This window comes from Mycobacteroides chelonae (genome assembly GCF_016767715.1).
Taxonomy (GTDB): Bacteria; Actinomycetota; Actinomycetes; order Mycobacteriales; family Mycobacteriaceae; genus Mycobacterium; species Mycobacterium gwanakae.
This window is the reverse complement of the sequence record NZ_CP050145.1, coordinates 4748642-4773213: the sequence shown is the minus strand read 5'-3', so window position 1 is coordinate 4773213 and position 24572 is coordinate 4748642. Positions and strand designations below refer to the sequence as shown.

General features: G+C 63.4%; 25 protein-coding genes and 1 riboswitch. Of the genes, 10 read left to right on the top strand and 15 right to left on the bottom strand.

Going from position 1 to position 24572, the window contains the following annotated elements; translation table 11 throughout:
• The first annotated feature begins 17 nt into the window (after positions 1-17).
• Complete coding sequence (locus tag HBA99_RS23435; RefSeq protein ID WP_070951859.1) at positions 18-536, top strand: hypothetical protein; 519 nt, start codon at positions 18-20, stop codon at positions 534-536.
• Here the strand turns inward: HBA99_RS23435 and HBA99_RS23430 are convergent.
• Together HBA99_RS23430 and HBA99_RS23425 are read right to left on the bottom strand one after the other, a co-directional pair.
• Positions 501-1574 (bottom strand): NAD(P)H-dependent amine dehydrogenase family protein, encoded by a 1074-nt coding sequence (locus HBA99_RS23430; protein ID WP_070951860.1) that lies wholly within the window; start codon positions 1572-1574, stop codon positions 501-503. The genes HBA99_RS23435 and HBA99_RS23430 overlap by 36 nt on opposite strands.
• A gap of 22 nt (positions 1575-1596) precedes the next feature.
• On the bottom strand, positions 1597-2388 hold the full coding sequence (locus HBA99_RS23425) for an SDR family oxidoreductase (protein WP_030097474.1): 792 nt from the start codon (positions 2386-2388) through the stop codon (positions 1597-1599).
• A gap of 93 nt (positions 2389-2481) precedes the next feature.
• On the opposite strand from HBA99_RS23425, the gene HBA99_RS23420 reads away from it, so the two are divergent.
• A complete protein-coding gene (locus HBA99_RS23420; RefSeq protein ID WP_081347666.1) occupies positions 2482-3339 on the top strand; it encodes a helix-turn-helix domain-containing protein in 858 nt (285 codons plus the stop codon).
• Here the strand turns inward: HBA99_RS23420 and HBA99_RS23415 are convergent.
• Both HBA99_RS23415 and HBA99_RS23410 read right to left on the bottom strand, forming a co-directional pair.
• Positions 3336-4220 (bottom strand): AIM24 family protein, encoded by an 885-nt coding sequence (locus HBA99_RS23415; RefSeq protein ID WP_070922368.1) that lies wholly within the window; start codon positions 4218-4220, stop codon positions 3336-3338. The genes HBA99_RS23420 and HBA99_RS23415 overlap by 4 nt on opposite strands.
• Before the next feature lie 21 nt (positions 4221-4241).
• Positions 4242-4901: a VOC family protein gene (locus HBA99_RS23410; RefSeq protein ID WP_070952400.1), complete on the bottom strand. Its 660-nt coding sequence runs from the start codon at positions 4899-4901 to the stop codon at positions 4242-4244.
• A gap of 51 nt (positions 4902-4952) precedes the next feature.
• Here HBA99_RS23410 and HBA99_RS23405 point away from each other — a divergent pair, with 51 nt between their 5' ends.
• Positions 4953-6050 carry an LLM class flavin-dependent oxidoreductase gene (locus HBA99_RS23405; protein ID WP_070932118.1) on the top strand — a complete coding sequence of 366 codons (1098 nt, stop codon included), beginning with the start codon at positions 4953-4955 and terminating at the stop codon, positions 6048-6050.
• Positions 6051-6192: 142 nt separating this feature from the next.
• A complete protein-coding gene (gene fadD8, locus HBA99_RS23400; protein WP_070950450.1) occupies positions 6193-7782 on the top strand; it encodes a fatty-acid--CoA ligase FadD8 in 1590 nt (529 codons plus the stop codon).
• On the opposite strand, the gene HBA99_RS23395 is transcribed toward fadD8, so the two are convergent.
• The gene (locus tag HBA99_RS23395) at positions 7779-8369 is read right to left on the bottom strand and encodes a TetR/AcrR family transcriptional regulator (protein WP_070951862.1); all 591 of its coding nucleotides are present in this window, start codon (positions 8367-8369) and stop codon (positions 7779-7781) included. The two genes, fadD8 and HBA99_RS23395, sit on opposite strands and share 4 nt — an antisense overlap.
• The gene (locus tag HBA99_RS23390; protein WP_030097461.1) at positions 8359-8778 is read right to left on the bottom strand and encodes a PaaI family thioesterase; all 420 of its coding nucleotides are present in this window, start codon (positions 8776-8778) and stop codon (positions 8359-8361) included. Before HBA99_RS23390 ends, HBA99_RS23395 begins: the two co-directional genes overlap by 11 nt.
• Before the next feature lie 93 nt (positions 8779-8871).
• Positions 8872-9086: riboswitch (cobalamin riboswitch) on the top strand.
• 140 nt (positions 9087-9226) lie between these two features.
• On the opposite strand from HBA99_RS23390, the gene metE reads away from it, so the two are divergent.
• The 4 genes from metE (at position 9227) to HBA99_RS23370 (ending at position 14008) form a co-directional block, all read left to right on the top strand.
• Positions 9227-11491: a 5-methyltetrahydropteroyltriglutamate--homocysteine S-methyltransferase gene (metE, locus tag HBA99_RS23385; protein WP_064409943.1), complete on the top strand. Its 2265-nt coding sequence runs from the start codon at positions 9227-9229 to the stop codon at positions 11489-11491.
• Between the two features lie 99 nt (positions 11492-11590).
• Positions 11591-12490: a mycobacterial-type methylenetetrahydrofolate reductase gene (locus HBA99_RS23380; RefSeq protein ID WP_070932122.1), complete on the top strand. Its 900-nt coding sequence runs from the start codon at positions 11591-11593 to the stop codon at positions 12488-12490.
• A 62-nt stretch (positions 12491-12552) separates the two neighbouring features.
• The gene (locus HBA99_RS23375) at positions 12553-13083 is read left to right on the top strand and encodes a GNAT family N-acetyltransferase (RefSeq protein ID WP_070941607.1); all 531 of its coding nucleotides are present in this window, start codon (positions 12553-12555) and stop codon (positions 13081-13083) included.
• A gap of 97 nt (positions 13084-13180) precedes the next feature.
• Complete coding sequence (locus HBA99_RS23370; protein WP_070932126.1) at positions 13181-14008, top strand: DUF6578 domain-containing protein; 828 nt, start codon at positions 13181-13183, stop codon at positions 14006-14008.
• A gap of 72 nt (positions 14009-14080) precedes the next feature.
• Here the strand turns inward: HBA99_RS23370 and HBA99_RS23365 are convergent, their stop codons facing one another.
• From HBA99_RS23365 to prpD, 3 genes are read right to left on the bottom strand one after another with little or no spacing between them, the layout of a single operon-like run.
• Positions 14081-15202 carry a bifunctional 2-methylcitrate synthase/citrate synthase gene (locus HBA99_RS23365; RefSeq protein ID WP_070950454.1) on the bottom strand — a complete coding sequence of 374 codons (1122 nt, stop codon included), beginning with the start codon at positions 15200-15202 and terminating at the stop codon, positions 14081-14083.
• Positions 15199-16119 (bottom strand): methylisocitrate lyase, encoded by a 921-nt coding sequence (prpB, locus tag HBA99_RS23360; RefSeq protein WP_030097456.1) that lies wholly within the window; start codon positions 16117-16119, stop codon positions 15199-15201. Before prpB ends, HBA99_RS23365 begins: the two co-directional genes overlap by 4 nt.
• Complete coding sequence (gene prpD, locus HBA99_RS23355) at positions 16116-17630, bottom strand: 2-methylcitrate dehydratase PrpD (RefSeq protein ID WP_070916035.1); 1515 nt, start codon at positions 17628-17630, stop codon at positions 16116-16118. Before prpD ends, prpB begins: the two co-directional genes overlap by 4 nt.
• A gap of 119 nt (positions 17631-17749) precedes the next feature.
• Between prpD and HBA99_RS23350 the strand changes: the two genes are divergently transcribed.
• Positions 17750-19171: a short-chain fatty acyl-CoA regulator family protein gene (locus HBA99_RS23350; protein ID WP_057965564.1), complete on the top strand. Its 1422-nt coding sequence runs from the start codon at positions 17750-17752 to the stop codon at positions 19169-19171.
• On the opposite strand, the gene HBA99_RS23345 is transcribed toward HBA99_RS23350, so the two are convergent.
• The 4 genes from HBA99_RS23345 to HBA99_RS23330 are packed head-to-tail and all read right to left on the bottom strand — an operon-like array spanning position 19162 to position 22154.
• The gene (locus HBA99_RS23345) at positions 19162-20349 is read right to left on the bottom strand and encodes an MFS transporter (protein WP_078322245.1); all 1188 of its coding nucleotides are present in this window, start codon (positions 20347-20349) and stop codon (positions 19162-19164) included. The genes HBA99_RS23350 and HBA99_RS23345 overlap by 10 nt on opposite strands.
• Before the next feature lie 11 nt (positions 20350-20360).
• Positions 20361-21089: an alpha/beta fold hydrolase gene (locus HBA99_RS23340; RefSeq protein WP_070922358.1), complete on the bottom strand. Its 729-nt coding sequence runs from the start codon at positions 21087-21089 to the stop codon at positions 20361-20363.
• Positions 21086-21730 (bottom strand): class I SAM-dependent methyltransferase, encoded by a 645-nt coding sequence (locus HBA99_RS23335; RefSeq protein ID WP_057965562.1) that lies wholly within the window; start codon positions 21728-21730, stop codon positions 21086-21088. The genes HBA99_RS23340 and HBA99_RS23335 overlap by 4 nt, the downstream gene beginning before the upstream one ends.
• 46 nt (positions 21731-21776) lie before the next feature.
• Entirely contained in the window at positions 21777-22154 is a 378-nt protein-coding gene (locus HBA99_RS23330; RefSeq protein ID WP_030097450.1) for a DUF427 domain-containing protein, read from the bottom strand.
• A 119-nt stretch (positions 22155-22273) separates the two neighbouring features.
• Here HBA99_RS23330 and HBA99_RS23325 point away from each other — a divergent pair, with 119 nt between their 5' ends.
• Positions 22274-23455: an acyl-CoA dehydrogenase family protein gene (locus tag HBA99_RS23325; protein WP_030097449.1), complete on the top strand. Its 1182-nt coding sequence runs from the start codon at positions 22274-22276 to the stop codon at positions 23453-23455.
• Positions 23456-23469: 14 nt separating this feature from the next.
• Here the strand turns inward: HBA99_RS23325 and HBA99_RS23320 are convergent, their stop codons facing one another.
• Entirely contained in the window at positions 23470-23847 is a 378-nt protein-coding gene (locus HBA99_RS23320; protein WP_131822823.1) for a hypothetical protein, read from the bottom strand.
• Positions 23828-24568, bottom strand: coding sequence for a hypothetical protein (locus tag HBA99_RS23315; RefSeq protein WP_125911140.1), 741 nt, complete (start codon positions 24566-24568; stop codon positions 23828-23830). The genes HBA99_RS23320 and HBA99_RS23315 overlap by 20 nt, the downstream gene beginning before the upstream one ends.
• Positions 24569-24572 lie beyond the last annotated feature (4 nt).

Here is a 24572-nt window from a genome sequence, read left to right as displayed (position 1 = left end):
GCCAGTAGGGTCTGCTGATGCGTGCATGGACCGTGGTGCTCACCATCCCGGTGGTAGCACTGCTGCTACAGCCGCTATGGGCGCCGCGGTGGGGATCGGGAATTCTCGGGGAAATCACCGCAACCGGCCCAGTGGCAGCGGTGACCACCATCGTGACGTTCTTCGGCCTGGTGGCTCTCTATTGCCTTACCCTGCAGCGCATTCTCGTGCGCCTACCCGAATGGGGGCGCACGCGGTCTCCTCGGTCGGTGTGGTTGATGTTCGCCCCGCCCTTCAACTTCGTTGAAGACTTCTTCATCGTCAACGACATCGCCGGAAGCCTTGCGGCATCGCCGACCATTAGCGATATCAATCGAAATATCTGGCGTGCAACGGGTTTAGCGTGGTGCGCATTGCAAATCGTTTCACTGCTCCCCGGGCCGCTTGGATTGGTTGGCGGTGCGCTCGCGATGCCGGTGTGGCTGGGCAACTGGATTCACGCCGGGAGCATTGCCCGAACGCTATCGCGCGCGCCCCTTTCCCGTGATCAGCGGTAGGTCCAAAGTAGTGCGGATACCCGCATCGGCTGCGACGACGGCAGGTACCGCGTTGACCACGCGCATCGCCGTCGCGATCAGATTGGCGTAGTTGTGATCACCGTGTGCGCTGAACGATCCCAAATCCAGTATGTAGCTGGGCTCCCCGGTGATCTCGACACGATAGGTGCCACCCTCGTGTGCGGGCTGTGGCCAGTCCGGCGCTAGATCCTCGCGCAGGCGGGTGAAGTGCTCAAGGACCGTCACCACATTGCCGCCCTTCATCCCACGAACCTCGAAGTGCAGCGCGGCCATGGTGCCCGCGGGGATATGTCCCGATGAGATATCGAAATCCTCAGGTGCGGATAGCTTTTCGTACTTCTCGGTGACCTCGTCCAATTCGATGCCCAGACCGGCCGCGAGCTGCCTCACCACCGAACCCCAGGCCAGCGACAGTACTCCCGGCTGCAGCAAGAGGGGGGTCTCGTCCATCGGCCTACCAAAGCCCATGACGTCGAACATCACCGTTGCGCTGTCGTACGTCGCGTAGTCGACGATCTCGATACAGCGCACCTGATCGACGTGCTGGCAGGTACCCATGAGCGCCAGCGGCAGCAGGTCGTTGGCAAAACCAGGATCGATACCACCGACAAAGATCGACGAGTTGCCTTCCCGTGCTGCGGCTTCGATGGGTTCCAGCATGTTATCCGGCAGGACGCCCCACGGATACTGCAGAAACACCGGCGCGCTGGCGGCGACGTTGATACCGGCTGCCAGGATCGAGCGCAAGTCCTCGATCGCCTCCATCAGGCGGTTGTCGGTCATAGCGGTGTACACCACGCAGTCGGGCTTGAGTGCCAAGATCTCGGTGGCATCGGTGGTCGCGGCGACACCGGTGGTGGTGGCGAGCCCGGCCAGCTCACCGGCGTCTTTTCCGGCCTTGTTGGCTCCGGACACCCATACGCCGACGAGTTCCATGGTCGGGTCGGTGATTACCCCGGCGAGCGCATGCTGGCCGACATTTCCTGTGCCCCAGACGGCTACACGTGTCTTCGTCATATCAGGTTCCTTCTGGAAGTAGTCAGGCGAGGTCGGGTAGGGGAATGTCGAGATTGGGTGCGATGAGGCCGCCATCGACTTCGAGGACCTTGCCGGTGAGAAAGCTGCCGGCTGGCGATGCGAGATAGATTGCGGCCGCCGCGATATCGGCCGGATCGCCCAGCCGGTGTAGTGGCGTGTTCTTTTCGAGGGTCCCGCGCACTTCGTCGTTGCCCGCCACGACCTCCAGTGCAGAGGTGAGTATAGAGCCGGGGGCGATGCCGTTGACGCGGATTCTCGGACTCAAATCCATTGCAGCCGTGCGGGTGTAGTGCGCAAGCGCACCCTTGGCGGTACAGTATCCGAGGAAGGCGCGGCCCGGAAGCCGGCCCATGGTGGACGTGATGTTGATGACCGAAGCGTTGTCAGACTTGAGTAGATGCGGCACCGCGGTACGTAACAGTGCGTGACCGTTGAGAACGTTGAACGAGAAGGCCTCGGCGAGGTCGTCGTTAGTAGTGTCCAAGAAGGGTTTCGGCATGGTGCCGCCCACATTGTTGACTACGATGTCGAGTCGCCCGAACCGGTCGACGGCCTTCTGTGCCAGGGAGGCAGATGCTTCGGTATCGGACAGATCGGCCACGACGACCTCGGCCTGGCGTCCCGCAGCAGCCACCTTCGCGGCGACCTCGTGCAGTTGGGATTCGGTACGCGAGGCGATCAGCACATCGGCACCCGCCTGCGCGAACGCCTCCGCGATCGCCGCGCCCAGTCCACGACCCGCGCCGGTAACGATCGCGACGTTGCCGTCGAGCCTAAAGCGGTCCAGAATCATGTCTACCTCCGTGTCGAATATTCGACTACCTTGGGGCGAATAGTCGATGCACTGTAGACCTGGGCACTGCAACGCGCAAGAGGGAGGGAACCTATGCCGACCATTTCACCGCCGACCGCACGCGTCATAAGAATCGTGGAAATGCTCGCTACTGCAACACAACCCAAATCGCTGAGCGAGATCGCCACAAGTACAGGTATTCCCCGTGCCACCGCCACCGCCGTGGTGAACGAGCTGGAATCGGCGGGATGGTTGACGCGCGATGGTGAGCTTCGTTATCGGGTTGGGCCGGCGATGCCACGTGCGGTTGAGGCGACCATGCCCCGCGAGGTTCAGGACGTGCTGGGCCGAATCGCCGGGGCAGCACAGGCGGGGGCGACCATCAGCCGAATCAGTCCGAAGACATTGACGATCGTCGCCAAGGCGCAAGCGGGACACAGGGCTGTCACCGGATTCGCGGTCGGGCAGACGATACCGCTGGCCTTTCCCGCGGGTTCGGCCGTGATGCCCTGGCGTTCATCGGAAGAACGCGCGCAGTGGCTCGGCACCGCCCGCGGCTTGAGCGCGCGTTCCGGCCAGCGGCTTCTGCGGCAGGTTTCCGACTGCGGATACGTGATCTACCGCCCCGACCATGACGACACCGGGATGGTTGATCTGCTCTCGGATCTGCTCGGTTCGGTGGGCTCGGAGGTGATGGAGGCGGCGCTCCGCGAGCGGCTGTTGCGACAGTTGTCCCGGCTCACCTCGCGTCTGTACTCGCGCGACGAGCTGGTATCCGACGATGTGCTGCCGATCAGCTATCTAGCGGCGCCCATCTTCGTGGGTGCCGATGCCGCCTACGAACTTCAGCTGGGGCCGCTGCTGCCCAGTGCGACCCGCGCGGAGCGAGAAGTACTGATCACGACGTTGACCCGGGGGGCCCGGGAGCTTTCGGGGCTGATGACTCTCTAGCCGGCGGTGACAACAGGAACGCCCTCGGATGGTTGCACGATGACAAATCCCTGGCCCTGGAATGAGACTTGGAGTGCCTCGCCCGAACCGCGGCCAATGAGGGCGCCGGCCTTGAAGCTCGTCTTGAGCTGTGTCTGAAGGTTGGCCGACCACGCCACCACGGCGTTCGTGTCGGCGAATGTCGGCGCCTCTGCGGCATTGAGCACCACCGGCGGACCGTCGGTAGTCAAGGCCACCCACCCTGTTCCCCTCAATGTCGTGTTGAACAGGCCGCCGGTGACCATGCTGGCGCCCTTGACCCGCTCGATGTTCCAGTTCAGGCCTGCCGAGAAGGCCAGCACGTTCTTGCCGCTGATCGAAAGGCCCGCGTTGTTGAGGTTTAGTAGATGAACGTCGAAGGCGCGCTCGGCCAGGAATACGTCGCCCTGGCCCGAACACCGCATGAGCGGCAAGCCTTCTCCGGTGATTGCCTTCTTCAAGAACTTCGCCGCACCGCCGCCTTCGAAGGCGAAATCGACATTGCCCTGGTAGGCCACCATTGATCCTTGACGCGCCAGGAATGGCTCGCCAAGACGAACGCGCAACAGTTTGGCGTTCTGGTTCGAGATTGGTTTCGCCTCATTCTCGCTAAAGCGGCCGTCCACCAAATCTCCACTGATACCTGAGAATTGGTCTCCGAGAGGTTGGGCCTGTGCTGCCGGTTGTGCGGCTTGGGTTGATGGGCTGGGCTGTGGGGCGGCCGGTGCGGAGCCTCCTAGCGGAGCTGAACTGACTTTTCCCTGATGGGCTACCTGATCCGTCCAGCGGTGACCGTCGTGCCAGCGGAACTCGAATCGTCCGTCGGGGTCGGGTTGCCAGCTTCCCGGGTTCGGAGTCGTCATAGACCCCAACCTAGTCGGCGGCTAGCGCTGTTCAATCAAAATTGTGGGGACTGCCAGCCCTGGATCTTTGACCGTCGCGACTCTGGTGCCTGGCTTGTGGCCGTCTCGGATGGCACTGAGAGTGACGTCGGCATCCGTTAGCCGAGCATGCGAGGCGTCAATATCATTGGTGCGCCAGGCGATTCCCCACAGTGAGTCGGGTCCGGCGGGGTCGTCATCGCGCAGCACCACCTCAACCACCAGGCCCGCGCAGCGGAAAAACAGTTGGTGTACGCCCCACGACTGCATGCGGTCCAGGCGCAGATCGAAGCCGAGCCGTCCGCAGAGCGTCGCGATGATCCTGTCGCGATTGGGGGAGAACAGCACCAGGTGATCGATCTGCTCGCTCATCGGGGCCGCGTGTGTTGCCGGTCGCGCGCGTAGTCCCAGGGTGAGTCCGTCGGCCTGTCCTGCTACGAGCTCTCCGTGCGAGGCCAGTGCTAGGCCGCGGCGATCGACCGTCCGCGCCGCGGACGACAGGTCTGCGACGCCGAACAGCAACCCGGGGTGCATTGCCCAATCCGGGAGCCCGAGATGGAGCTGGGGGTGCGGAGTGTCCGTTCCGAGCAGCCGCGCATAGGCAGCCTTTGCGTCAGCGAGATTTGGAACGTCGAGAAGCACCGAGTCCAGTTCGGTGATCATCAGAACATTTCCTCCCTGCCGGACCGGGGTCCGTTTCGGCATACTGACGATATGCGCTTTCAGCTTCTCGACATTGTCTTCTATCTGCCGAACCCCGCCACGGGGGCATTGGCGCCCGCCGCCGACCGGCTGAACCGCGTGGTCGAGACCGCGGTCTTGGCTGAAAGCCTGGGTTTGGATTCCTTTGCAGTCGGGGAGCGGCATGCGGGAGACGTGCTGTCTTCGGCGCCCACGGTACTGCTGGGAGCGGTGGCTGCGGCGACCGAACGGATCCTGTTGTCCACCGGCGTTACGGTGCTCTCCCTCTTGGACCCGGTGCGTGCGGCGGAGGACTTCGCCACCATCGACCAGCTGAGCCGCGGCCGGCTCGAGATCGTCATCGGGAAGGGCAATGAAGACCGGCAGTACCCGTTGATGGGGCTGGATATCGCCAAGCAGTATGAGTACTTGCAAGAGAATTATGAGCTGCTACGGCGGCTACTGCGCGAGGAACACGTCGACTGGACGGGCACGCACCGGCATCCGCTGGCCGACGCGACAACCCTGCCCAGGCCGTACGACGGGCCGTTCCGGATCTGGCATGGGTCGGCGACCTCGACGTTCGCGGTTGAACTCGCCGCGAAGTGGGGCGATCCGATAGTCACCGCAAATGCTTTGCAGCCCAAGGAGAACTACAAGATTCTCATCGACAGGTATCGGGAGCTGTACGCGCAGAACGGGCACGACCCGGCCAATCTGCACGTGGGTGCGGGTTCGGGAGGGCTCTACCTGGCGGATACAACCAAACAGGCCATCGCGCAGTACCGGCCGATCTACGAGGCACGCCTGGCGCAGATGGCCAAGCTCAAGGACCACCCGAAGGCCGTTGGCAAGTTTCCTTCCTTCGAATCCATCGAGGACGCGGCGGATCGCGGCCCGGTGCTGGCCGGTTCGCCGGAACGCGTGGCCGAGAAGATCATTCAGTGGCATGAGGCCTTCGGTCACGAGTTCCAGTCGATTTCGTTGAGCCCCGAGGCCGACTTCGAGGAGCAGAAGGACACCCTGCGCCGATTCGCCGAAGAGGTGGTCCCGCTGGTGAAGTCGGAGATCACGTCGACGCTGTGGAGCGCGCAGGACGCGCAGCGGGCCAAGGGATTCACCGCAGTCTGAGGGGCATCCGTCGCGAGCAGCGCCTGTTGACCCCGGTGCAGCGGGGATGCAGGTGGGTGTGAGCACGTTCTTGCCCAAAACTAGAACATGTTCTAACGTCGAGCGAAGTGCCTGATCGGCGACTATTCACTCAAGGAGCGCGATGCCTGACTCATTTGACCCGCTGCACGGGTCGATCAACTCCGGGCACCTGCTGGTCGCCGCGCTGAAAAAGAATGCGAGCGCGCCCGCGCTGGTGCTCGGGGATGTCACGCTCACCGGCGCCCAGATGGCCGACGAGATCAGCAAGTACATCCAGGCCTTCACCGCGCTGGTGCCCGATCCGACCGATGGTCAGGGCATGCTGGCCCTCAATCGCCCCGAGGTGCTGTTGGTGATCGGCGCGGGGCAGCTGCTGGGCACACGGCGTACCGCGCTGCATCCGCTCGGGTCGCTCGACGACCATGCCTACGTGCTGGCCGACGCCAAGATCACCACACTTGTCATCGACCCCACGCCGCAGTTCGTGGAGCGTGCCGCCGCCCTGGTGGAGAAGGTGCCGACGCTGACCCGCGTGCTGACGCTCGGGCCTGTGCCCGCTGAGCTGGCTGAGGTGGGGCATGACCTGGTTGCCGCGGCCGCAGGCTTCGAGGCGAGGCCTTTGGTTCCGATCAACTTGTCGCCGGATCACATCAACGGCCTTACCTACACGGGTGGCACGACGGGCAAGCCCAAGGGCGTCATCGGAACCTCACAGTCGATTCTCACCATGACGCAGATCCAGCTGGCCGAGTGGGAGTGGCCGGATCGCCCCAAATTCCTGATGTGCACCCCGCTTTCACATGCGGGGGCGGCTTTCTTCATGCCGACCCTGATGAAGGGCGGATCGATGTTGGTGCTGCCCAAGTTCGACGCGGGCGCCGTGCTGGCGGCAATCGAGGAGCACAAGATCACCGCCACCATGCTGGTGCCGTCGATGATCTATGCGCTGCTGGATCACCCGGATTCTCAGACCCGCGACCTGTCGTCGTTGCAGACGGTCTACTACGGCGCCTCGGCCATCAACCCGGTACGGCTCGCGGAGGCGATCAAGCGATTCGGGCCGATCTTCGCGCAGTACTTCGGCCAATCCGAAGCGCCCATGGTGATCAGCTATCTGGCCAAGGGCGATCACGACACCCAGCGGCTCTCCAGCTGTGGCCGGCCCTCGGCGTTCCTGCGCACGGCGCTGCTCGACGAGAACGATCAGCCGGTGAAGCAGGGTGAGCCCGGCGAGATCTGTGTGGCCGGTCCGCTGGTGGCGGGTGGCTATTGGGGGCTGCCCGAACAGACCGCCGACACGTTCAAGAACGGCTGGCTGCGCACCGGCGATGTCGCACGCGAAGACGAGGACGGTTTCTGGTTCATCGTCGACCGGACCAAGGACATGATCGTCACCGGTGGTTTCAACGTGTTCCCACGAGAGGTGGAAGACGTTGTCGCCGAGCATCCCTCGGTGGCGCAGGTCGGCGTCATCGGGGTGCCCGATGAGAAATGGGGCGAGGCGGTGACGGCGATCGTGGTGCTGCGTGCGGATGCCGACCACAGCGGCGACGCGGTGTCCAAGATGACGTCCGAGATCCAGTCCGCGGTCAAGGACCGCAAGGGTTCGGTGCAGTCACCCAAACACGTGATCGTCGCCGACTCGTTGCCGCTGACCGCGCTGGGCAAGCTCGACAAGAAGGCCCTGCGCCAGAAATACGCCACGGTCTAACTCTCGCGGGCGAGAAGCTCCCGGGCGCTGGCCCGGACAAACTGGCGCAGCCACGGCGCGGGCTCGCCCCTGTTGGGCAGGTGACGGCGCACCGCTGCGTACGGCATGTCGATCAATGCGAACATCGTTTTGTCGATCAGTTCGGGAGTGATCGCGCCGAACCGATGCCCGGTGTACTCGCGCAACGCCGTGCGGACCCGTGAGTTGAGTGTCGTGAGCTCCGCGGCGAGGGTGTCGGGCCAGTGCGCGACCAAATCGGCCTTCTCGTACTGGAGTAGCAGCTGCGCCTCGTTGCGGTTCGCCGCCGTCCAATCGAAGGCGTGGTCAATGGTCGCCGTAAGTGCATCGTCGAGATCCGGCAGACACAGGGCCGCGAGTATCCCGTTCTGATAGCGGGCGATCGATCGCAGCCAGAGCCGGGCCATGAGCTCGTCACGGCTGGCGAATCGGTGATAGATCGAACCCGACGGTGCTCCGAGGATGCGTCTGATGGCGGAGGCGGTGGCCGCTGGTGGGCCGCCCGAGGTCACCAGGGCCAGCGCCGCGTCCAGGATGTCGTCCGCGGTGTACTGCGCTTTACGCCCCACGGCGCCGGACCATGCTCGTGCCCTGAGCAACCGCAACCAGCTTGGTTTTGCCGTCGTGACCTTCGACGGAGATTTCGCAGCGGCCCAGCGCCTTGGTGCGGCCGGCGCTGACCAGCGAGGCATCCGCGAGCAGTCGCACCCCATCGCCCGCTGGGGACACGTACTCGATGGTGTATCCGCTGGTCACAATGTCCGCACCCAAACCAAGGGCGCAGGCGTAGGTGATCGCGTTGTCGGCGAGATAGCTCAATACGCCGCCGTGGATGAACCCGTTCTGCTGCCGCAGCTCGTCACGGATATCAAGTGCGAGCCGGATTCCGGACTCATCGACCCGGCACACGGATGCGCCGAGGAGGCGACTGAAGGGCTGCGCATCGAGCACCCGCTGAGCCTGGTCCAAGGTGATCACGATATTAGAGAATAGTCGCTAATATTTGTGTTGGATAGCGCGCATATGATGAGAAACGCAGCTGGTCTGCTGGTAGTGGCACGGGTTTTATCCGAGCCGTTATCAGCATCGAGTGCCGGGCCCTCGGGTCCGGCATAAGAGGGAACCCGGTGAGAATCCGGGACTGTCCCGCAGCGGTATGCAGGAACGACAGTCGTCATATGCACTGGGTTGAGCACCAAGAAGCCTGGGAAGCGGCGGCCAGTAGGAAAACCTGAGTCCGGGTAACGCCTGTAAGTCCGAAGACCTGCCAGCTGTGCCGGGTGCGCCGCACCCGGCGGATCATCGCCTCGCGGAATGGGCGTATGGCCGAGGCGGTTTCACCGAGCAGATATCTGTCGCGGTGGTTCCGTGCTCGGTTCTTCGTCCCCGGGCGGTGGCTACCCCGCTGTTGATGAAGGACTAATTCATGACTGCTCAACCTTTGACCGCCACCACGCTCGGATCCGCGCGTATCGGCCCGCGGCGTGAACTCAAGAGGGCTACCGAGAGCTACTGGGCCGGACGTACCAGCCGTACCGAGCTCGAAACTGTCGCCGCAGGGCTTCGGCGCGACAATTGGACCGCTTTGGCGGCCGCCGGGCTCGACTCCGTACCGGTGAACACCTTCTCGTACTACGACCAGGTGCTGGACACCGCGGTGCTGCTCGGAGCCCTCCCGCCCCGTGTCGCCGGTATCGCCGATGAGCTCGATCGCTACTTCGCCGCCGCTCGCGGCAATGATGATGTGACACCGCTGGAAATGACCAAGTGGTTCGATACCAACTACCACTACCTGGTGCCGGAGATCGGGCCGGACACGAAGTTCGAACTGAACCCGGCCAAGCTGTTCGGAGAGCTGAAAGAAGCTCAGGCGCTGGGCATTCCGGCACGTCCGGTCGTCGTCGGTCCCATCACCTTCCTCGCGTTGAGTAAGTCAGTCGACGGCGCCCCCGCGCCCATCGAACGGCTCGACGAGGTGGTGTCGCTGTACGAGCAGCTGTTGGTGCAGCTCGCTGAGGCAGGCGTCGGCTGGGTGCAGATCGATGAGCCGGTGCTCGTCACCGACATCCTGCCGAATGGTCCCGAACTGGCCGAGCAGGTGTATGGCCGTCTCGGCACGGTGGCCGATCGCCCCGCGATCCTGGTCGCCACCTACTTCGGGGACCTCGGTGCCGCACTGCCGGCGCTGGCACGTACCCCCGTCGAGGCGATTGCCGTCGACCTGGTCTACGGGTCCGCATCGGGTGTGGCCTTGGTGCCAGAGCTGGCCGGAAAGACCATCGTCGCGGGCGTTGTCGACGGACGAAACATCTGGCGCACCAACCTGGAGTCCGCGCTGGGCACTCTGGGGACGCTGTTGGGATCCGCCGGTGCCGTCGCAGTGTCCACGTCCTGCTCGACATTGCATGTGCCCTACTCGCTGGAACCGGAGACCGAACTCGATGACCAGCTGCGCAGCTGGTTGGCGTTCGCCGACGAGAAGGTCAAGGAAGTTGTGGTGCTGGCGCGGGCACTGGGTGGGGCGCGCGACGCTACCGAGTTCGCGGCGTCGAATGCGGCTGTCGAATCTCGCAAGACGGATCCGCGTCTGAACAACGGCCAGATCCGTGCGCGTTTGGATTCGATTCTGGCGGCTGGTATTTCACGTGGCGATGCCGCCGAGCGTCGCCGCAGCCAGGACGAGCGCCTGCAGCTGCCCGAGCTGCCGACCACCACCATCGGGTCGTTCCCGCAGACAGTCGAGATCCGCAAGGCCCGTCAGGCCCTGACCAAGGGCGAGATCGACGAGGCCGAGTACGTGCGGCGGATGCGTGCCGAGGTTGCCGATGTTATTGCGCTACAGGAGAAGCTGGGCCTGGACGTGCTGGTCCACGGCGAGCCAGAACGCAACGACATGGTGCAGTACTTCGCTGAGCAGCTCGACGGATTCTTCGCCACCCAGAATGGCTGGGTTCAGTCGTACGGCAGCCGCTGCGTGCGCCCACCCATCCTGTACGGCGATGTCGCACGGCAGAACCCGATGACCGTCGAGTGGGCCACCTACGCCCAGTCGCTGACTCCCAAGTACGTCAAGGGCATGCTGACCGGGCCGGTAACCATCCTCGCGTGGTCGTTCGTTCGTGATGATCAGCCGTTGGCGGATACCGCTAACCAGATCGCACTGGCCATCCGGGACGAGACGGTGGATCTGCAGGACGCCGGGATTGCGATCATCCAGGTGGACGAGCCCGCATTGCGCGAGCTCCTGCCGCTGCGCTCGGCGGATAAGCCCGCATACCTGGACTGGGCGGTCGGTGCGTTCCGGCTGTCCACCTCGGGTGTGTCCGATGCGACCCAGATTCACACGCATCTGTGCTACTCGGAGTTCGGCGAGGTGATCGGTGCGATCGCCGATCTGGACGCCGATGTCACCTCCATCGAGGCGGCTCGTTCGCACATGGAGGTGCTCGACGACCTCAACGCGATCGGCTTCTCCAACAGCGTCGGTCCGGGTGTGTACGACATCCACTCGCCGCGAGTGCCCTCGACGGCCGAGATGGCGAACTCGCTGCGTGAGGCGCTGCAGGCGGTTCCGGCCCAGCGTCTCTGGGTCAATCCTGACTGTGGTCTGAAGACCCGGAAGGCTGACGAGGTGACTGCCTCACTGGCCAACCTGGTGGCGGCTGCGACCGAGGTGCGTGCGGGCGCCTAGTTCCCGACGAACGCGCGAGCAGTCCCCTTCGCGGGGGACTGCTCGCGCGTGAATTTGATTGGTGTATAAACCATTAGCGAGACTAATCGGAGGTCCTTGGTGTCCATGAATACCGTTGCGCTGGAGCTGGTGCCTCCCAATGTCGATGGCGGCCTCGAGAAGGCATCCGAAGAACTGCAGAAGCTGTCCAGGTTTTCGGCGGAGTTCGGCATCGATGGGCGCATCGACCACGTCATGATCCCGTCGATGATCGTGGAGGATGCCGATCGTCCGCTGGAGATGAAGCCGAAGCTGGATGTCGTCGACTATTGGTCGATCATCCGGTCGGAGCTACCCACCATGCGGGGACTGTGCACGCAGGTCACTTCCTTTTCGGATGAGACGTCGTTACGGAGCCGGCTGACCGGTCTCACGGAAGCCGGGATGGACGGTGTGATCTTCGTCGGCGTACCACGCACCATGAGCGACGGCGACGGTTCGGGCATTCCACCGACTGATGCGTTGTCGAAGTTCGATGACATCGTCGACAACAGGGGAGTGATCCTGATCCCCACCCGCAGTGGCGAACAGGGCCGCTTCTCCTTCAAATGCGACAAGGGTGCCACCTTCGCCATGACCCAGCTGCTGTATTCCGATGCGGTGGTTGGCTTTCTGCAGGAGTTCGCGCGCACAACCGAACACCGGCCAGAGGTGTTGCTCTCATTCGGTTTCGTCCCGAAGCTGGAGTCCAAGGTCGGGCTCATCGACTGGTTGATCCAAGACCCCGGCAATGAAGCTGTTGCGCGCGAACAGGACTTCGTGAAGTCGCTGGCTGCCTGCGAACCAGATGTCCGGCGGCCACAGCTGGTGGATCTCTACAAGCGAGTCATCGATGGAGTGGCAGACGTCGGCTTTCCCCTGAGCGTGCATTTCGAAGCTCCGTACGGTCTGGCCAGGCCGGCCTTCGAGACCTTCGCGGAGATGTTGGAGTACTGGTCGCCGGTACGCGAGACCCCTTAACGCAGGCACAGTCGTACGGAATTCCTTTGACCACGTTGTAATTCGTGGTTGAGACTGGTCGCATGGAACCTACCGAGTTGCAGACGGACCGGCTGGTTCTGCGCGCGGTCACTGCTGCGGACGAGGCCGCGATTGTCGAAGCGTGCAACGAGCCGCAGATCGCGCACTACCTTCCGCTACCGGTTCCGTACACCCGTGAAGACGCCCGGAGTTTCGTCGCCAGGTCGGCACAGGAATGGGCGGACAACGCGCGATACGGCTTCGGGTTCTTCCTCGCCGACACAGATGAACTCGTGGGCACCTGTTCACTTAAGTCGATTGCGCCCGGCGTGGTGGAAGTCGGGTATTGGTCTGCCTCACGGCATCGCCGTAAGGGGCTGACAACAGAGGCGATTCGGCGGCTGTGCCAGTGGGGATTTGACGTGCTGGGCGTGCACCGCATCGAATGGTGGGCCGTCGTCGGCAACGATGGCTCGCGGGCGGTGGCGCAAGCCGTCGGATTCGATATGGAGGGCTTGCTGCGTCAGCGTGGGTATCGGCGAGAGGCCCCGGCGGATTGGTGGGTTGGCGGGCTCTTGTCCCGGCCCGAGTGACGGGTGTTGACGCTAGGCGTGATGCTGGCTAACCTTTGGATTCGGTACACCGGGTCCGGAGCGTTCGTGCTCCGTTCGTCTAACACCCGGTTCTTCAGTGAATAACAAGGTTCTCAATCGAAATGAATCGCTTGTATACCTGGGTATTTCAAATTGGGAATACCAGTGCTGCGGTAGGACTCCCGAGATAGGCCAGTCTGTCGATTGGCAGATCTCTGCCCATTCCGCTGAGGGTGGCTACCTACTGGCATCGGCTGCTGCGGTGGACTGGGACGAGGACCGCGAGATCGTCCGGTTTCCCTACGGTTGTGCGAGCTGGGATCCAGCACTCGGAGATCCTGCGAATGCGCTGGTAATCCTCTGGGCTACTTGGCATGACAGCCAAAGCTGGCCCCGTCTTCGGGGCGTCGTCGAGGAGCTGTATGACGTGTCGGCCACTACCCGTCTGAATGAGTCCGGTCAGGTGAGCCAAGAGCCGTCATCGTTTCAGTACCGGCCCACCGAACTCGCAACACGTTGGCCAGATCAGCCACCGTCGGGTGAGATCGGGCATCGAGTGATCACCGGATCCGTTGTGGGTCTGCGTGTGACCTCAGTAGTGGAGCCGACCGGCGATGACATTGAGGCGCTGCGTGATGCGCGAGATCGTGGCCGCAGGACGTTGCATCTATTCGGGCCACCAGACGCGTTTGGCGCGGTGATCCCATCGCGGGGAGACCGAGTGACAGTCGATCTCGCGGATCCGCGGCTGGGCGTGGACGATACGCGTGGCTACGCGGGTGTTGTCACGGGCATTGCCGGGCAAGTAAGTCGCGCGGTGCACTCACCAGATGGCTTCTACACCAGCTTCCTCAACATCGACCCGGAGGCGCCCCCGGCGGACGAGTTGTTCATCCAATTGCTTTGCGACAGGATGCCGAACTAGCCAGCTCGAGTGTGCGGTTTGTGTCGATAATCAGCGAGATTTCGACACAAACCGCACACTCGGCGATCGCGCTTACGACGCGAGTGACCGCTGGGGCTTGCCGGAGTATTCGCTCAGCGGCCTGATCAGGGCGTTGGCTGCTGCTTGCTCCATGATGTGCGCGGTCCAGCCGGTGATCCGGCTCATCACGAAAATCGGTGTGAAGCAAGGGATATCGAATCCCATGAGGTAATAGGCGGGTCCGGTGGGGAAATCGAGATTGGGCTTGATTCCGGTGGCGGCATCCATCTCGGATTCCAGCACCTTGTAGATCTCGAGCCATTTGCGACCGTCACGAACCCGGGCCACGTCCTCCAGCGCCGCGCGCATCGTCGGCACCCGGGAATCGCCGTTCTTGTATACGCGGTGCCCGAAGCCCATGACCTTTTCTTTACGGGTCCGCTTGCCCTGCAACCATTCCGCAGCCTTGGCGGCGTCGCCTATCTCGATCATGTCGTGCATGACGGCCTCGTTGGCTCCGCCGTGCAGGGAGCCCTTGAGCGCGCCGATCGCTGCGGTGACCGCACTGTAGATGTCGGATTGTGTCGAGGTCACCACGCGGGCGGCGAAGGTCGAGGCGTTGAAGCTGTGCTCGGCGTACAGGATCATCGACTGTTCGAACGCCGTGACGATCACCGGGTCCGGTACCTCACCAAAGCACATCCGTAGGAAGTTGGCCGAGTAGCCGAGGTGGCTGTGGGGCTGAATGGGGTCCAGCCCACGGCGGCGCCGCATATCGGCCGCGACGATCGTCGGCAGCACCGCGAACATGCGAAGTGACTTGGCGTAGTTGGCTTCCGGACGGCTGTCGTCCTCGGAAGGATCCTCAGCACCCAGGACGCTGATGGCGGTGCGCACCACGTCCATGGGATGGCACGTCTCGGGCAACTTGGCCAGCAGCGCCATCAGGGAACGGTCCAGGCGGCGCTGCGCCCGCTCGCGTTGGTTGAACAGCGCGAGCTCGGCGTCGTTCGGCAACTCGCCATGCCACAGCAGGTAGGCGACCTGTTCGAAGCTGCACTGGGCGGCTAGGTCCTGCACCGGATATCCGCGGTACGTCAGCGAGTTGGTTTCGGGCACGACCTTGGAGATGGCGGTGGTGTCCACCACGACGCCGGCAAGTCCCTTGTGAATGGTTGGGGTCGCGGTGGTCATCGTGCTCCTCCTCCATTGAGGCTGAAATTGAAGATCTCGGTATCGAATTGGTTGTATTCGGAGTAGCGGAGCAGCTCATACAGACGGCTGCGGTGCTGCATCTGGTCCAGCAGGCCAGACTGTGTTCCCGCCGAATCGATTTCGCGCAGACCCTGCTCCACTGCGAACATCGCTAGCCGCAGGGTCGTGACGGGATAGATGACGACGTTGTACCCGACGTCGCGGAGCTGGTCGGCCGTCACGAGTTCGGACTTTCCGAATTCGGTCATGTTGGCGAGCAAGGGAACATCGACCGCGGCACGGAACTTCTCGAACTCGCCGATATCACTGAGTGCTTCGGTGAAGATGAGATCCGCGCCCGCATCGGCATAGGCCTTTGCGCGGTCGATTGCCGCGGGCAACCCCTCGATGCCCGCAGCATCAGTGCGGGCGCAGATCACGAAGTTGGGGTCGCGCCGGGCGGAGACCGCCGCACGGAGCCGCCGAACCATCTCAGCGCTCTCGACGACGGCCTTGCCGTCAAGATGCCCGCACCGCTTGGGATTCACCTGGTCCTCGAGATGAAGCCCGGCGACCCCGCTGTCTTCGAGCACGGCGACCGTGCGTGCCGCACTCATCGGCTCGCCAAATCCTGTGTCGGCGTCGATCAGGGTCGGAAGGTCGGTAACTGACGCGATCTGGCGGCCGCGGGCCGACACCTCCGTGAGCGTCGTCAATCCGATATCGGGCAGCGCGAGATCGGCCGACAGTACGGCACCCGAGACGTAAACACCCTCGAACCCGACCTCCTGGATCAGCTTGGCCACCAACGGCGAGAACGCGCCGGGAAAACGCAACAGTTCACCGGAAGACAAGCCCGCCCGGAACGCGGCACGCTTGGTGGCCGCGTCCGTGGCGGAGGCAAGAAGCGCGCTCACTTAAAGATCCCCTCCGGTGTCGTGGGCGCCTTGTCGAGAACTACGGCATCGACGAGCGGGTTGAGCGCACCCAGTGAGCCGGCCTTCAGGTCGGCCAACCCCTGTGCCACCGACAGGAATCGGTCCTGCTCGTGCTGCTCGATGACGCCGTCGGACAGCACAGTGAACTTGTTGATGTAGTTCTCCCGGGCGAACGGCCGCGCCCCCAGGGGGTGTGCATCGGCGATCGCCAGCTCATCGGTGATCACCTCGCCGTTCTTGAGAGTGACGACGGCCTTGCAGCCGAACGCCTTCTCGTCGGGATTACTTGAGTGATACCGACGAGTCCACTCCGGATCTTCGACGGTGCTGATCTTGTTCCAGAGTTCGATCGTTTCGGGGCGGTGTGCGCGTTCGGGTGCATAGGAACGCTCGTGATGCCAGGTGCCGTCCTCCAGCGCCACGGCGAAGATGTACATGACCGAGTGGTCGAGTGTCTCGCGCGAAGCGTCGGGGTCGAACTTCTGCGGATCATTCGATCCGGTCCCGATCACGACATGCGTGTGGTGGCTGGTGTGCAGCACGATCGTCGCAATCTGATCCAGGTCGCCGATGCGCTCGCGCATCCTGCGGGCCAGGTCGATGGGCGCCTGGCTCTGATACTCGGCCGAGTGCTCCTTGGTGTAGCTGTCCAGGATCGCGCGCTTCTCCTCACCCGGGCCAGGCAGTGGCACCTCGTAGACCTTGTCGGGACCGCCGAGCAGCCAGGCGATCACGCCGTCTTCGCCCTCCCAGATGGGGGACGGAGCACCCTCGCCGCGCATGGCGCGGTCGACGGCCTCGATGGCGACCTTGCCGGCCCACGCCGGGGCATAGGCCTTCCAGCTGGAAATGAGTCCCTTGCGGGACTGCCGGGTCGCGGTGGTCAGGTGTAGGGCCTGACCGATGGCCTGATAGATCGTCTCGGTGTCGAGCTTCAGCATGGTGCCCAGGCCGGCGGCGACAGAAGGGCCGAGGTGTGCGACGTGGTCGATCTTGTGCTCGTGCAGACAGATTCCGCGGGTGAGGTTGATCTGAGTTTCGTACGCGGTGGCCAGACCGCGAATGAGGTCCGCCCCGCCGATACCGAGCTGCTGGGCCACGGCCACCAGCGGTGGAATGTTGTCGCCGGGGTGCGAATAGTCGGCGGCCAGAAAGGTGTCGTGGAAGTCCAGTTCGCGTACTGCGACGCCGTTGGCCCACGCCGCCCACTCGGCCGAGTAGCCACCGCTGACACCGAAGACATTGGCACCACGTCCACCGGACGACACCGCATGGGCCTGCGCCTGGCGGCGCGCGACGGTGACGGGACGGCGGATGACCGACGCGGCGCTGACGGCGGCGTTATCGATGATCCGGTTGATGACCATCGCCTCGGTGTCGGCGGGAACGGCAACGGGATCCGAAGCGACTTCGGCGATCTTCCAGGCGAGGTGTTGGTCGCGGGGGAAGACGTCGGCGCTGCGGCGGGTGTGTACGGAGTGAACGTGCATGATTCGCACATTACGCACGTGGTCAATGGATAAAAAGACCATGTAAATGCGTATTTCTGTATCCTTAGTTCGCATATCTTGCGAACATTGCGAATGGTTGTGGAGTTATCCTGGCGGACATGTCCAGACCGTTCGCCGGTGCGCGGTTGCGGAGGTTGCGTGAGGAACGTGGCCTGACGCAAGCGGCGCTCGCACGCGTCCTGGATTTGTCGACGAGTTACGTCAACCAGCTGGAGAATGACGCGCGCCCGGTGACGGTTGCGGTGCTGCTGCGCCTCACCGAACGTTTCGATCTGTCACCGCACTATTTCTCCCCGGATTCCGACGCCCGGCTTGTCGCGGACCTTGGCGAGATATTCACCGAGGCTGCCGTGGGCGAGATCAGTGACCTGCAGCTCGAAGAGCTAGTCGCCCGGATGCCGTCGGTGGGTCAGACCCTGGTGGGCATGCACCGCAGGCTGCGGGACGTCACTGCCGAGCTGGAGAGCTATCGCGCGACCGAGAACGCGGCCACGATCGGTGATTCGATAAGAGAACCGCTGCGTCCCATGCCGTTTGAAGAAGTTCGCGACCTCTTCTACGATCACAAGAACTACCTTGGTGAACTCGACACCGCCGCCGAAGATCTATTCGAGCACTACGGGTTGCACATCGGTGGTCTCGACACGCAGCTGGCCACAGTCTTGAAGCAAGACCACGGTATCGCCGTCACCGTGGCCAAGGGAGGGGCACTCTCAGATTCTTCGAAACGCCGGTTCGACACGGACGCAGGGGTTTTACGTATCGCGCATTGGCTCACACCCGGCCAGCGCGCATTCCAAATGGCCACGCAGCTGGCGCTGCTCACGCAGACCGAAACCATGGCGGCAATCCTCTCCGGTGCCGAGCAGCTGAGCCCCGAGGCCATCGGTGTGGCCCGGATCGGGTTGGCTAACTACTTCGCTGGTGCTTTCCTGTTGCCGTACAAACAGTTTCACCATGCGGCGGAGTCCACTAGATATGACGTCGACATCCTGGCGCGGCAGTTCGAGGTCGGGCACGAGACCGTTTGCCACCGGCTGTCGACTCTGCAGCGCCCCTCCATGCGGGGAGTTCCGTTCATTCTGGTCCGGACCGACCGTGCGGGGAACATCTCGAAACGCCAATCCGCCACGGCGTTTCACTTCTCCAGAGTGGGTGGAAACTGCCCCCTGTGGGTCGTTCACGAGGCGTTCTCGAATCCGGGACAGTTTGTGACCCAGGTGGCCGAGATGCCTGACGGCCGCACGTATTTCTGGGTGGCACGCACGAGTAGTACATCAACAGGCGGATTCCTCAGCACGCCAAAATCGTTCGCGATCGGTCTGGGATGCGATATCGCCCATGCGCATCGTCTGGTGTACTCGACGGGGATCGCCATCGACGATCCGTCAACCGCGGTGCCGATCGGCCCGGGCTGCAAGGTGTGCGTCCGCGATTCCTGTGCCCAGCGAGCTTTTCCCTACATTGGCCGCAGCGTCCACGTCGACGAGGACGCCAGCAGTCGCCTGCCTTACACCTGATCGGCGTGCCGCAGCACTGTGGGTGCGGCGGCGACCAGCGCGACCAGTTGAATCACGCCGACCACCCCGATGAGCATGGGAATCGACACCTCATAGAGGTACCCCGTGAGTGTCCCGCCGACGGCGGTTGCCGTGCCGAGCACAGCGGCGTAGACCCCATATGCGGTGGCCCGTCGTGCGGGCGGCACCAGGTCTGCGACCACCGCACGCAGGGTGGATTCCTGAATCCCGATGGCGGCACCCCATAACAGCGCTCCAAGCACGATGCCCATGAGTGAGTCTGTGAATGCCAACATGGGCACGACCGCGCCGACAATAGGCAAGACCACAAGGGTTTTGGGGCCTATCCGGTCGTACGCCCAGCCGGAGAACAGGGCGGATATGGCGGCTGCGGCCATCGCGACGGCGTATACCAACGGCACCGCGGCGGGCGCGAGGATGCCCCGGTCGACCATGTGAAATGACAGCACGCCAAAGGTCGCGAATCCGGACACTGTGATCCCGGAGAATCCCGCGTACAGCCAAAAACGTATCGGTAGTTGAAGTTTTTGGTGCGCGGTGGGTGAGTCATGCGTGTCCGCATGTGCCTCATACCGTTCCGGATGTGGCACCCGGCGGCGAAGCCAGAACAACAGGGCCAACGCCGCGGCACCGGGGACCGCCAGCACGGCGAAGGTCGGCAGATAGTTCCCGTGGGTGAGGGTGAGCATGCCCGCGACGACGAGTGGGCCGGTAATCGCACCGACCTGGTCCATGGCCTCGTGCACCGCGAAGCCCCTGCCACGGCCGGTGACGGAGGTGGCGTGTGACAGCAAGGTGTCCTTGGCAGGGCTGCGTACCGCCTTGCCCACCCGTTCGGCGATCACCAACGTGGCGGCAACCCAGAGCACGCTGGCCACGCCCAGGAACGGGACGGTGATCACGGTCAGTGCGTAACCCGCGATGGTCCAGGTCCAGAACATGCGGGTGCGGTCGGTGAGTGGGCCCGACACCAGACGCAGCGCCAGGGCGGCGGCCTCGCCGATTCCGGTCACCACGCCGACAACGAGAGCCGATGCCCCGAGCGATGCCAGAAGTGGCCCGGTGATCGAGCGCGCGCCCTCATAGACGATATCGGCGAACATGCTGATGACGCCGAATGTCGTGACGAATCGCCAGGCCGAAAGACGTTGTGGCACAGCTGGTGAATCTAGTCGATCCACCGTCTTACCTGTTCGGCGATCCATGCGCCGTCGTCGAGGGGAATGTCGTGGCCGGCGGTGGGATGCACCGCGAGGGGTGCGCCGAATCTGTTGGCTATCGTGCGTGATGCCGCGGAACTCACAAGCCGGTCGCGCGTGGAGGTCAGAACGAGCAGAGGGGTATCGACGCGCTTCGGCATCCGGAACCTGATGGCCGCGGCGATCTGCCGGGCGATGCTGGCGCTCGACGGACGCTGGGTCTCTAGGTAACCGGCCCACTGCTGGGACAGCGCGTCGAGATCGAGATCGGGGCTATTGGCCGTCTGTTCCAGGAGGGCACGTTCGCGAGGCACGTCGGCGCGGAACCGTCCGAGTACCAAGTTGGGGATCGACGACGGCTGAAATCGCTGCCATATCGGTGTCGAGGCAGTGCTCGAATTGATGATGACGGCGCGTTCGAAATCTCCGGGGTAACGCGCGCACCAGTCGAGTCCGATCATGCCGCCCAGAGATATCGAGAGCAGTGACCACCCGTCGCTATCCCGGTCCAGCCGGGACCGGATGTCATCGGTGATGGCCGAGATACTCGCCGGCGAGACACGTTGGAATTCGGTGCCGAATCCCGGCGCATCCAGGCATTCCACCTGAACGCCAAGCGATTCGGCAAAGACTTGTGGGAACTGCTCCCAGTGGCGCTTCTCGCGGCTCAAGCCACGAAGCAGCAGCCACCGTGTCATCGCTTGATGCCCACAGTGAGTCGATCGAACTCCACGAACGGAAGGGTGAAGGGATGGTGCACCGGTCGCTGCACCGCGACCTCGAATCCGGCGGCCTCGAACATCTGGCGCATCTCGGCCTTCGACGGAACGCTCGCGGGCACGCGATCGCCGAAGATCCGGCGCAGGATGGGGGCGGAGGCGCGGTCAGGCGTGAAGGTGGTGATCGCGGTGAAGCCGCCGGGCGCCAGCACGCGATGGAACTCGGCGAGGGCGGCGGGCTGGTCAAAGAAGTGGAACGCCGATGTGGAGACCACCGCATCCAGTGCGCCGTCGTCGAACGGCAGCTTTTCGGCCGGCGCGAATTGCCAGTCGACCAACGCGGAACGGGCCTTCGCCTGGGCGAGCATCCCCTCGGACATGTCGACCCCGTGCACCTGCTCGGGCTCGAGTTCTTCCTGGATGCGTGTCGCCAGAATGCCGGTACCGCAGGCGATATCGACAACACGTTGCGACTCGTGCTGACGCAGCAGGGCGATCATTTCGTCCTGTGCCGGGCGGTACACCCATTGTTGTAACGGTGCCCAGTCGTATGCCTTGGCAGCGCGTCCCCAGAACCGCGTCACCTGGTCGTTGAAAGCTCGTCGTTGAACCGTCGTCATGGGCACAACGTACGCCAGCAATCAGGGGGTCGCCAGACGGGTGCGTTCAGTCCGCGGTGACGTTGACCCGGTCGGGATAGAAGGCCAGATGGCGGGCAATCCGGGCGACCGCCGGGTAGGGATCTTCATAGGTCCAGACGGCGTCTTCGATCGTTCCCTCGGGTGTGCGCACCGAGTAGTACGAGGCCTCGCCCTTATACGGGCAGTACGTGTGGGTGTCGGTGCGCTGCAGCACCTCCCAGTTCACCGCATCGGGCGGGAGGTAGTACACGGGCGGATAGCTGGCCTCCTGCAGCCGCAAGGCGCCGGTGGTGTCGGCGATGGTGACATCGCCGGACGTAACCACGACGCGGGTGCTGGCGGGCTCGATGGTGATCGGATGGTCGGGGCCGGGAACCAATCGCGGCCTGTCGGGGGTGGACATATCTCCGAGGGTAGGCCTGTTCTGGACTATGGCTAGGCTGCCCTGGCTCTGCAGGTTGAGCGGCTGTCCCGCCTCGGTTTCTGGCCGAGGGAAGGCCCGGGGGCGCTAGGGTCGGCGGCATGGCTGTGGATGCTGATCGAAGTGACCCCGACGAGTTGTTCGGTATCGACGCGCTACTCAGCGACGAGGAGCGCGCGATCCGCGACAGCGTGCGAGCCCTGGTTCAGGCGCGTGTGGTTCCGAACGTGCAGCGGTGGTACGAAGACGGTGACCTCCCGGTGCGCAAGCTTGCGTTGGAACTGGGCAAGATCGGTGTGCTTGGCATGCACCTGCAGGGTTACGGATGCTCCGGAACATCTTCTCTCGCATACGGATTGGCATGCATGGAGCTCGAGGCGGGCGACTCGGGGATTCGTTCGCTGGTCAGCGTGCAGGGGTCGCTGGCGATGTACGCCATCTATGCCTACGGCAGTGATGCGCAGAAGCAGAAGTGGCTGCCGCGGATGGCGACAGGCGAGGAGCTGGGGTGTTTCGGTCTTACCGAACCCGATTTTGGCTCCAACCCTGGGGGAATGCGCACCCATGCCCGGCGAGACGGTAGCGACTGGATCATCAACGGCACCAAGATGTGGATTACCAACGGGTCGATTGCCGATGTCGCGGTTATCTGGGCACAGACCGACGAGGGTGTTCGCGGATTCCTGGTATCGACCGATTCCGCGGGATTCAACGCTCAAACCATCCGTTCCAAGATGTCCTTGCGTGCGTCCGTGACCGCTGAGCTCAACCTCAGCGATGTGCGGGTGCCGGAGAAGAACCGGCTGCCGCAGGCCATTGGGCTCAAGGCGCCGCTGTCATGCCTCAACGAGGCGCGCTTCGGCATCATCTTCGGCTCGATGGGCGCGGCGCGTGAATGCTTGCGTACCGCACTCGATTACGCCAACACCAGGGAACAGTTCGATCGGCCGATTGCGGGATTCCAGCTGACCCAGGAGAAGCTGGCCAACATGGCGCTCGAATACGGCAAGGGTGTGCTGTTGGCGTTGCATCTAGGACGTCGTAAAGATGCGGACACCTTGAGCACTCCCCAGGTCAGTCTCGGCAAGCTCAATAACGTACGCGAGGCGATCGAGATCGCCAGAACGGCCCGGACAATTCTTGGTGCGAACGGCATTTCGGGCGAGTATCCCGTCATGCGGCATGCCAACAACCTGGAGTCGGTGTTGACCTACGAGGGCACCAGCGAGATGCATACGCTCGTCATAGGCCAGGCGCTCACCGGGATCGCAGCCTTCCGCTGATCAGCTACCGCTGGTCAGCCTTGAGAAGCTTTCCATTTCCCCCACCAGTCGTCGGGTTCGTCCCAGTCCTCGGGCTCCGGGAAATACAGTTCGGATTCTTCGTCGTGGTCCTCTTCGGTCGCCGGTGCCTTCGCCGCCAGGGACATCATGGTGCTGCCGAACGCGGGTAGCGAGCTGGCCTCGAAGAGGCTTATCTGCTCGTTGATGATGTCGTCGACGATTTTCTTGAACTCCATCGAGCCAGAGTGGTCGGCGATGACCGCCAGGGCCTGGAACCGATCCTTCTGGCGCTGTTCGGGTGTGTCCGCATCTTCTGCAGCGCTGTCGACAGGATCGGCGCTCTCCTCGAAAGCGCCGATCACCGGACCGAATTCAGAAGCGTCCGGCGTCAATTTGCACACCTGGATGGTCAAAGCTGCCACGAGGCAGCGCAACGAGATTGAGAGCGTCGGCCCCCTGGCTGTTGAGTGCCTGCGTAATCAACGCCTTGATTGCGTCGATCTGTGCTTGGGTGATGGCGATGTAGGTCCGGACGTCTCCTATCGTCTTGAGCGCGCGTGCGGTCAACGACGCGAGCTTGGCCACGCCGATCACCACTCCGACCGGGCCCGCAGCAGCGACGGCGATCGCAATGATTGCCCAGTCGGCGATTGCATCGAATGCCAAGGAGAGCAGTGTCTCGATGGTGTGGGCGGCGCTTTCCATAGCTTCCGCCGCTTTGATGGCCTGGTCGCCCACCGACTCGATGGATGTGGCCTGTGACTCGAGACGCTCGGCGAACACTATGAAATAGGTGTTCGCCGAGCTGGCGGCATTACCCACCCACGGGGCGTCCCGCCCCGCAAGACCGAAATCGCCGGTGCCCGATGCCATGTTCGTCAGGCGGGTGTCACCGGTGAGACGCGTGATCTCGTTGCGCAGCCCCGAGGCGTACTCGCGATTGTAGGCTGCCACATTTTTCAGGGCCTTGCCTGCCTGCTGCACCTTGCCCCAGTCACCGGCGAAGGCCTCGCCGACCTCTCGGAAGGGATTGGCCTGAAGCTTGGTTTCCATGATGGTGGTGAACCACTTGGAAGAGTTGAGCCAATCCGGGACGTGGATGACGCTGTCCACGAGA

Excerpts from the sequence above, each read along its gene's own strand:
- HBA99_RS23435 (WP_070951859.1), top strand. The coding sequence starts at position 18 with ATGCGTGCATGGACCGTGGTGCTCACCATCCCGGTGGTAGCACTGCTG.
- HBA99_RS23430 (WP_070951860.1), bottom strand. The coding sequence starts at position 1,574 with ATGACGAAGACACGTGTAGCCGTCTGGGGCACAGGAAATGTCGGCCAG.
- HBA99_RS23425 (WP_030097474.1), bottom strand. The coding sequence starts at position 2,388 with ATGATTCTGGACCGCTTTAGGCTCGACGGCAACGTCGCGATCGTTACC.
- HBA99_RS23420 (WP_081347666.1), top strand. The coding sequence starts at position 2,482 with ATGCCGACCATTTCACCGCCGACCGCACGCGTCATAAGAATCGTGGAA.
- HBA99_RS23415 (WP_070922368.1), bottom strand. The coding sequence starts at position 4,220 with ATGACGACTCCGAACCCGGGAAGCTGGCAACCCGACCCCGACGGACGA.
- HBA99_RS23410 (WP_070952400.1), bottom strand. The coding sequence starts at position 4,901 with ATGATCACCGAACTGGACTCGGTGCTTCTCGACGTTCCAAATCTCGCT.
- HBA99_RS23405 (WP_070932118.1), top strand. The coding sequence starts at position 4,953 with ATGCGCTTTCAGCTTCTCGACATTGTCTTCTATCTGCCGAACCCCGCC.
- fadD8 (WP_070950450.1), top strand. The coding sequence starts at position 6,193 with ATGCCTGACTCATTTGACCCGCTGCACGGGTCGATCAACTCCGGGCAC.
- metE (WP_064409943.1), top strand. The coding sequence starts at position 9,227 with ATGACTGCTCAACCTTTGACCGCCACCACGCTCGGATCCGCGCGTATC.
- HBA99_RS23375 (WP_070941607.1), top strand. The coding sequence starts at position 12,553 with ATGGAACCTACCGAGTTGCAGACGGACCGGCTGGTTCTGCGCGCGGTC.
- HBA99_RS23365 (WP_070950454.1), bottom strand. The coding sequence starts at position 15,202 with ATGACCACCGCGACCCCAACCATTCACAAGGGACTTGCCGGCGTCGTG.
- prpD (WP_070916035.1), bottom strand. The coding sequence starts at position 17,630 with ATGCACGTTCACTCCGTACACACCCGCCGCAGCGCCGACGTCTTCCCC.
- HBA99_RS23350 (WP_057965564.1), top strand. The coding sequence starts at position 17,750 with ATGTCCAGACCGTTCGCCGGTGCGCGGTTGCGGAGGTTGCGTGAGGAA.
- HBA99_RS23340 (WP_070922358.1), bottom strand. The coding sequence starts at position 21,089 with ATGACACGGTGGCTGCTGCTTCGTGGCTTGAGCCGCGAGAAGCGCCAC.
- HBA99_RS23335 (WP_057965562.1), bottom strand. The coding sequence starts at position 21,730 with ATGACGACGGTTCAACGACGAGCTTTCAACGACCAGGTGACGCGGTTC.
- HBA99_RS23330 (WP_030097450.1), bottom strand. The coding sequence starts at position 22,154 with ATGTCCACCCCCGACAGGCCGCGATTGGTTCCCGGCCCCGACCATCCG.
- HBA99_RS23325 (WP_030097449.1), top strand. The coding sequence starts at position 22,274 with ATGGCTGTGGATGCTGATCGAAGTGACCCCGACGAGTTGTTCGGTATC.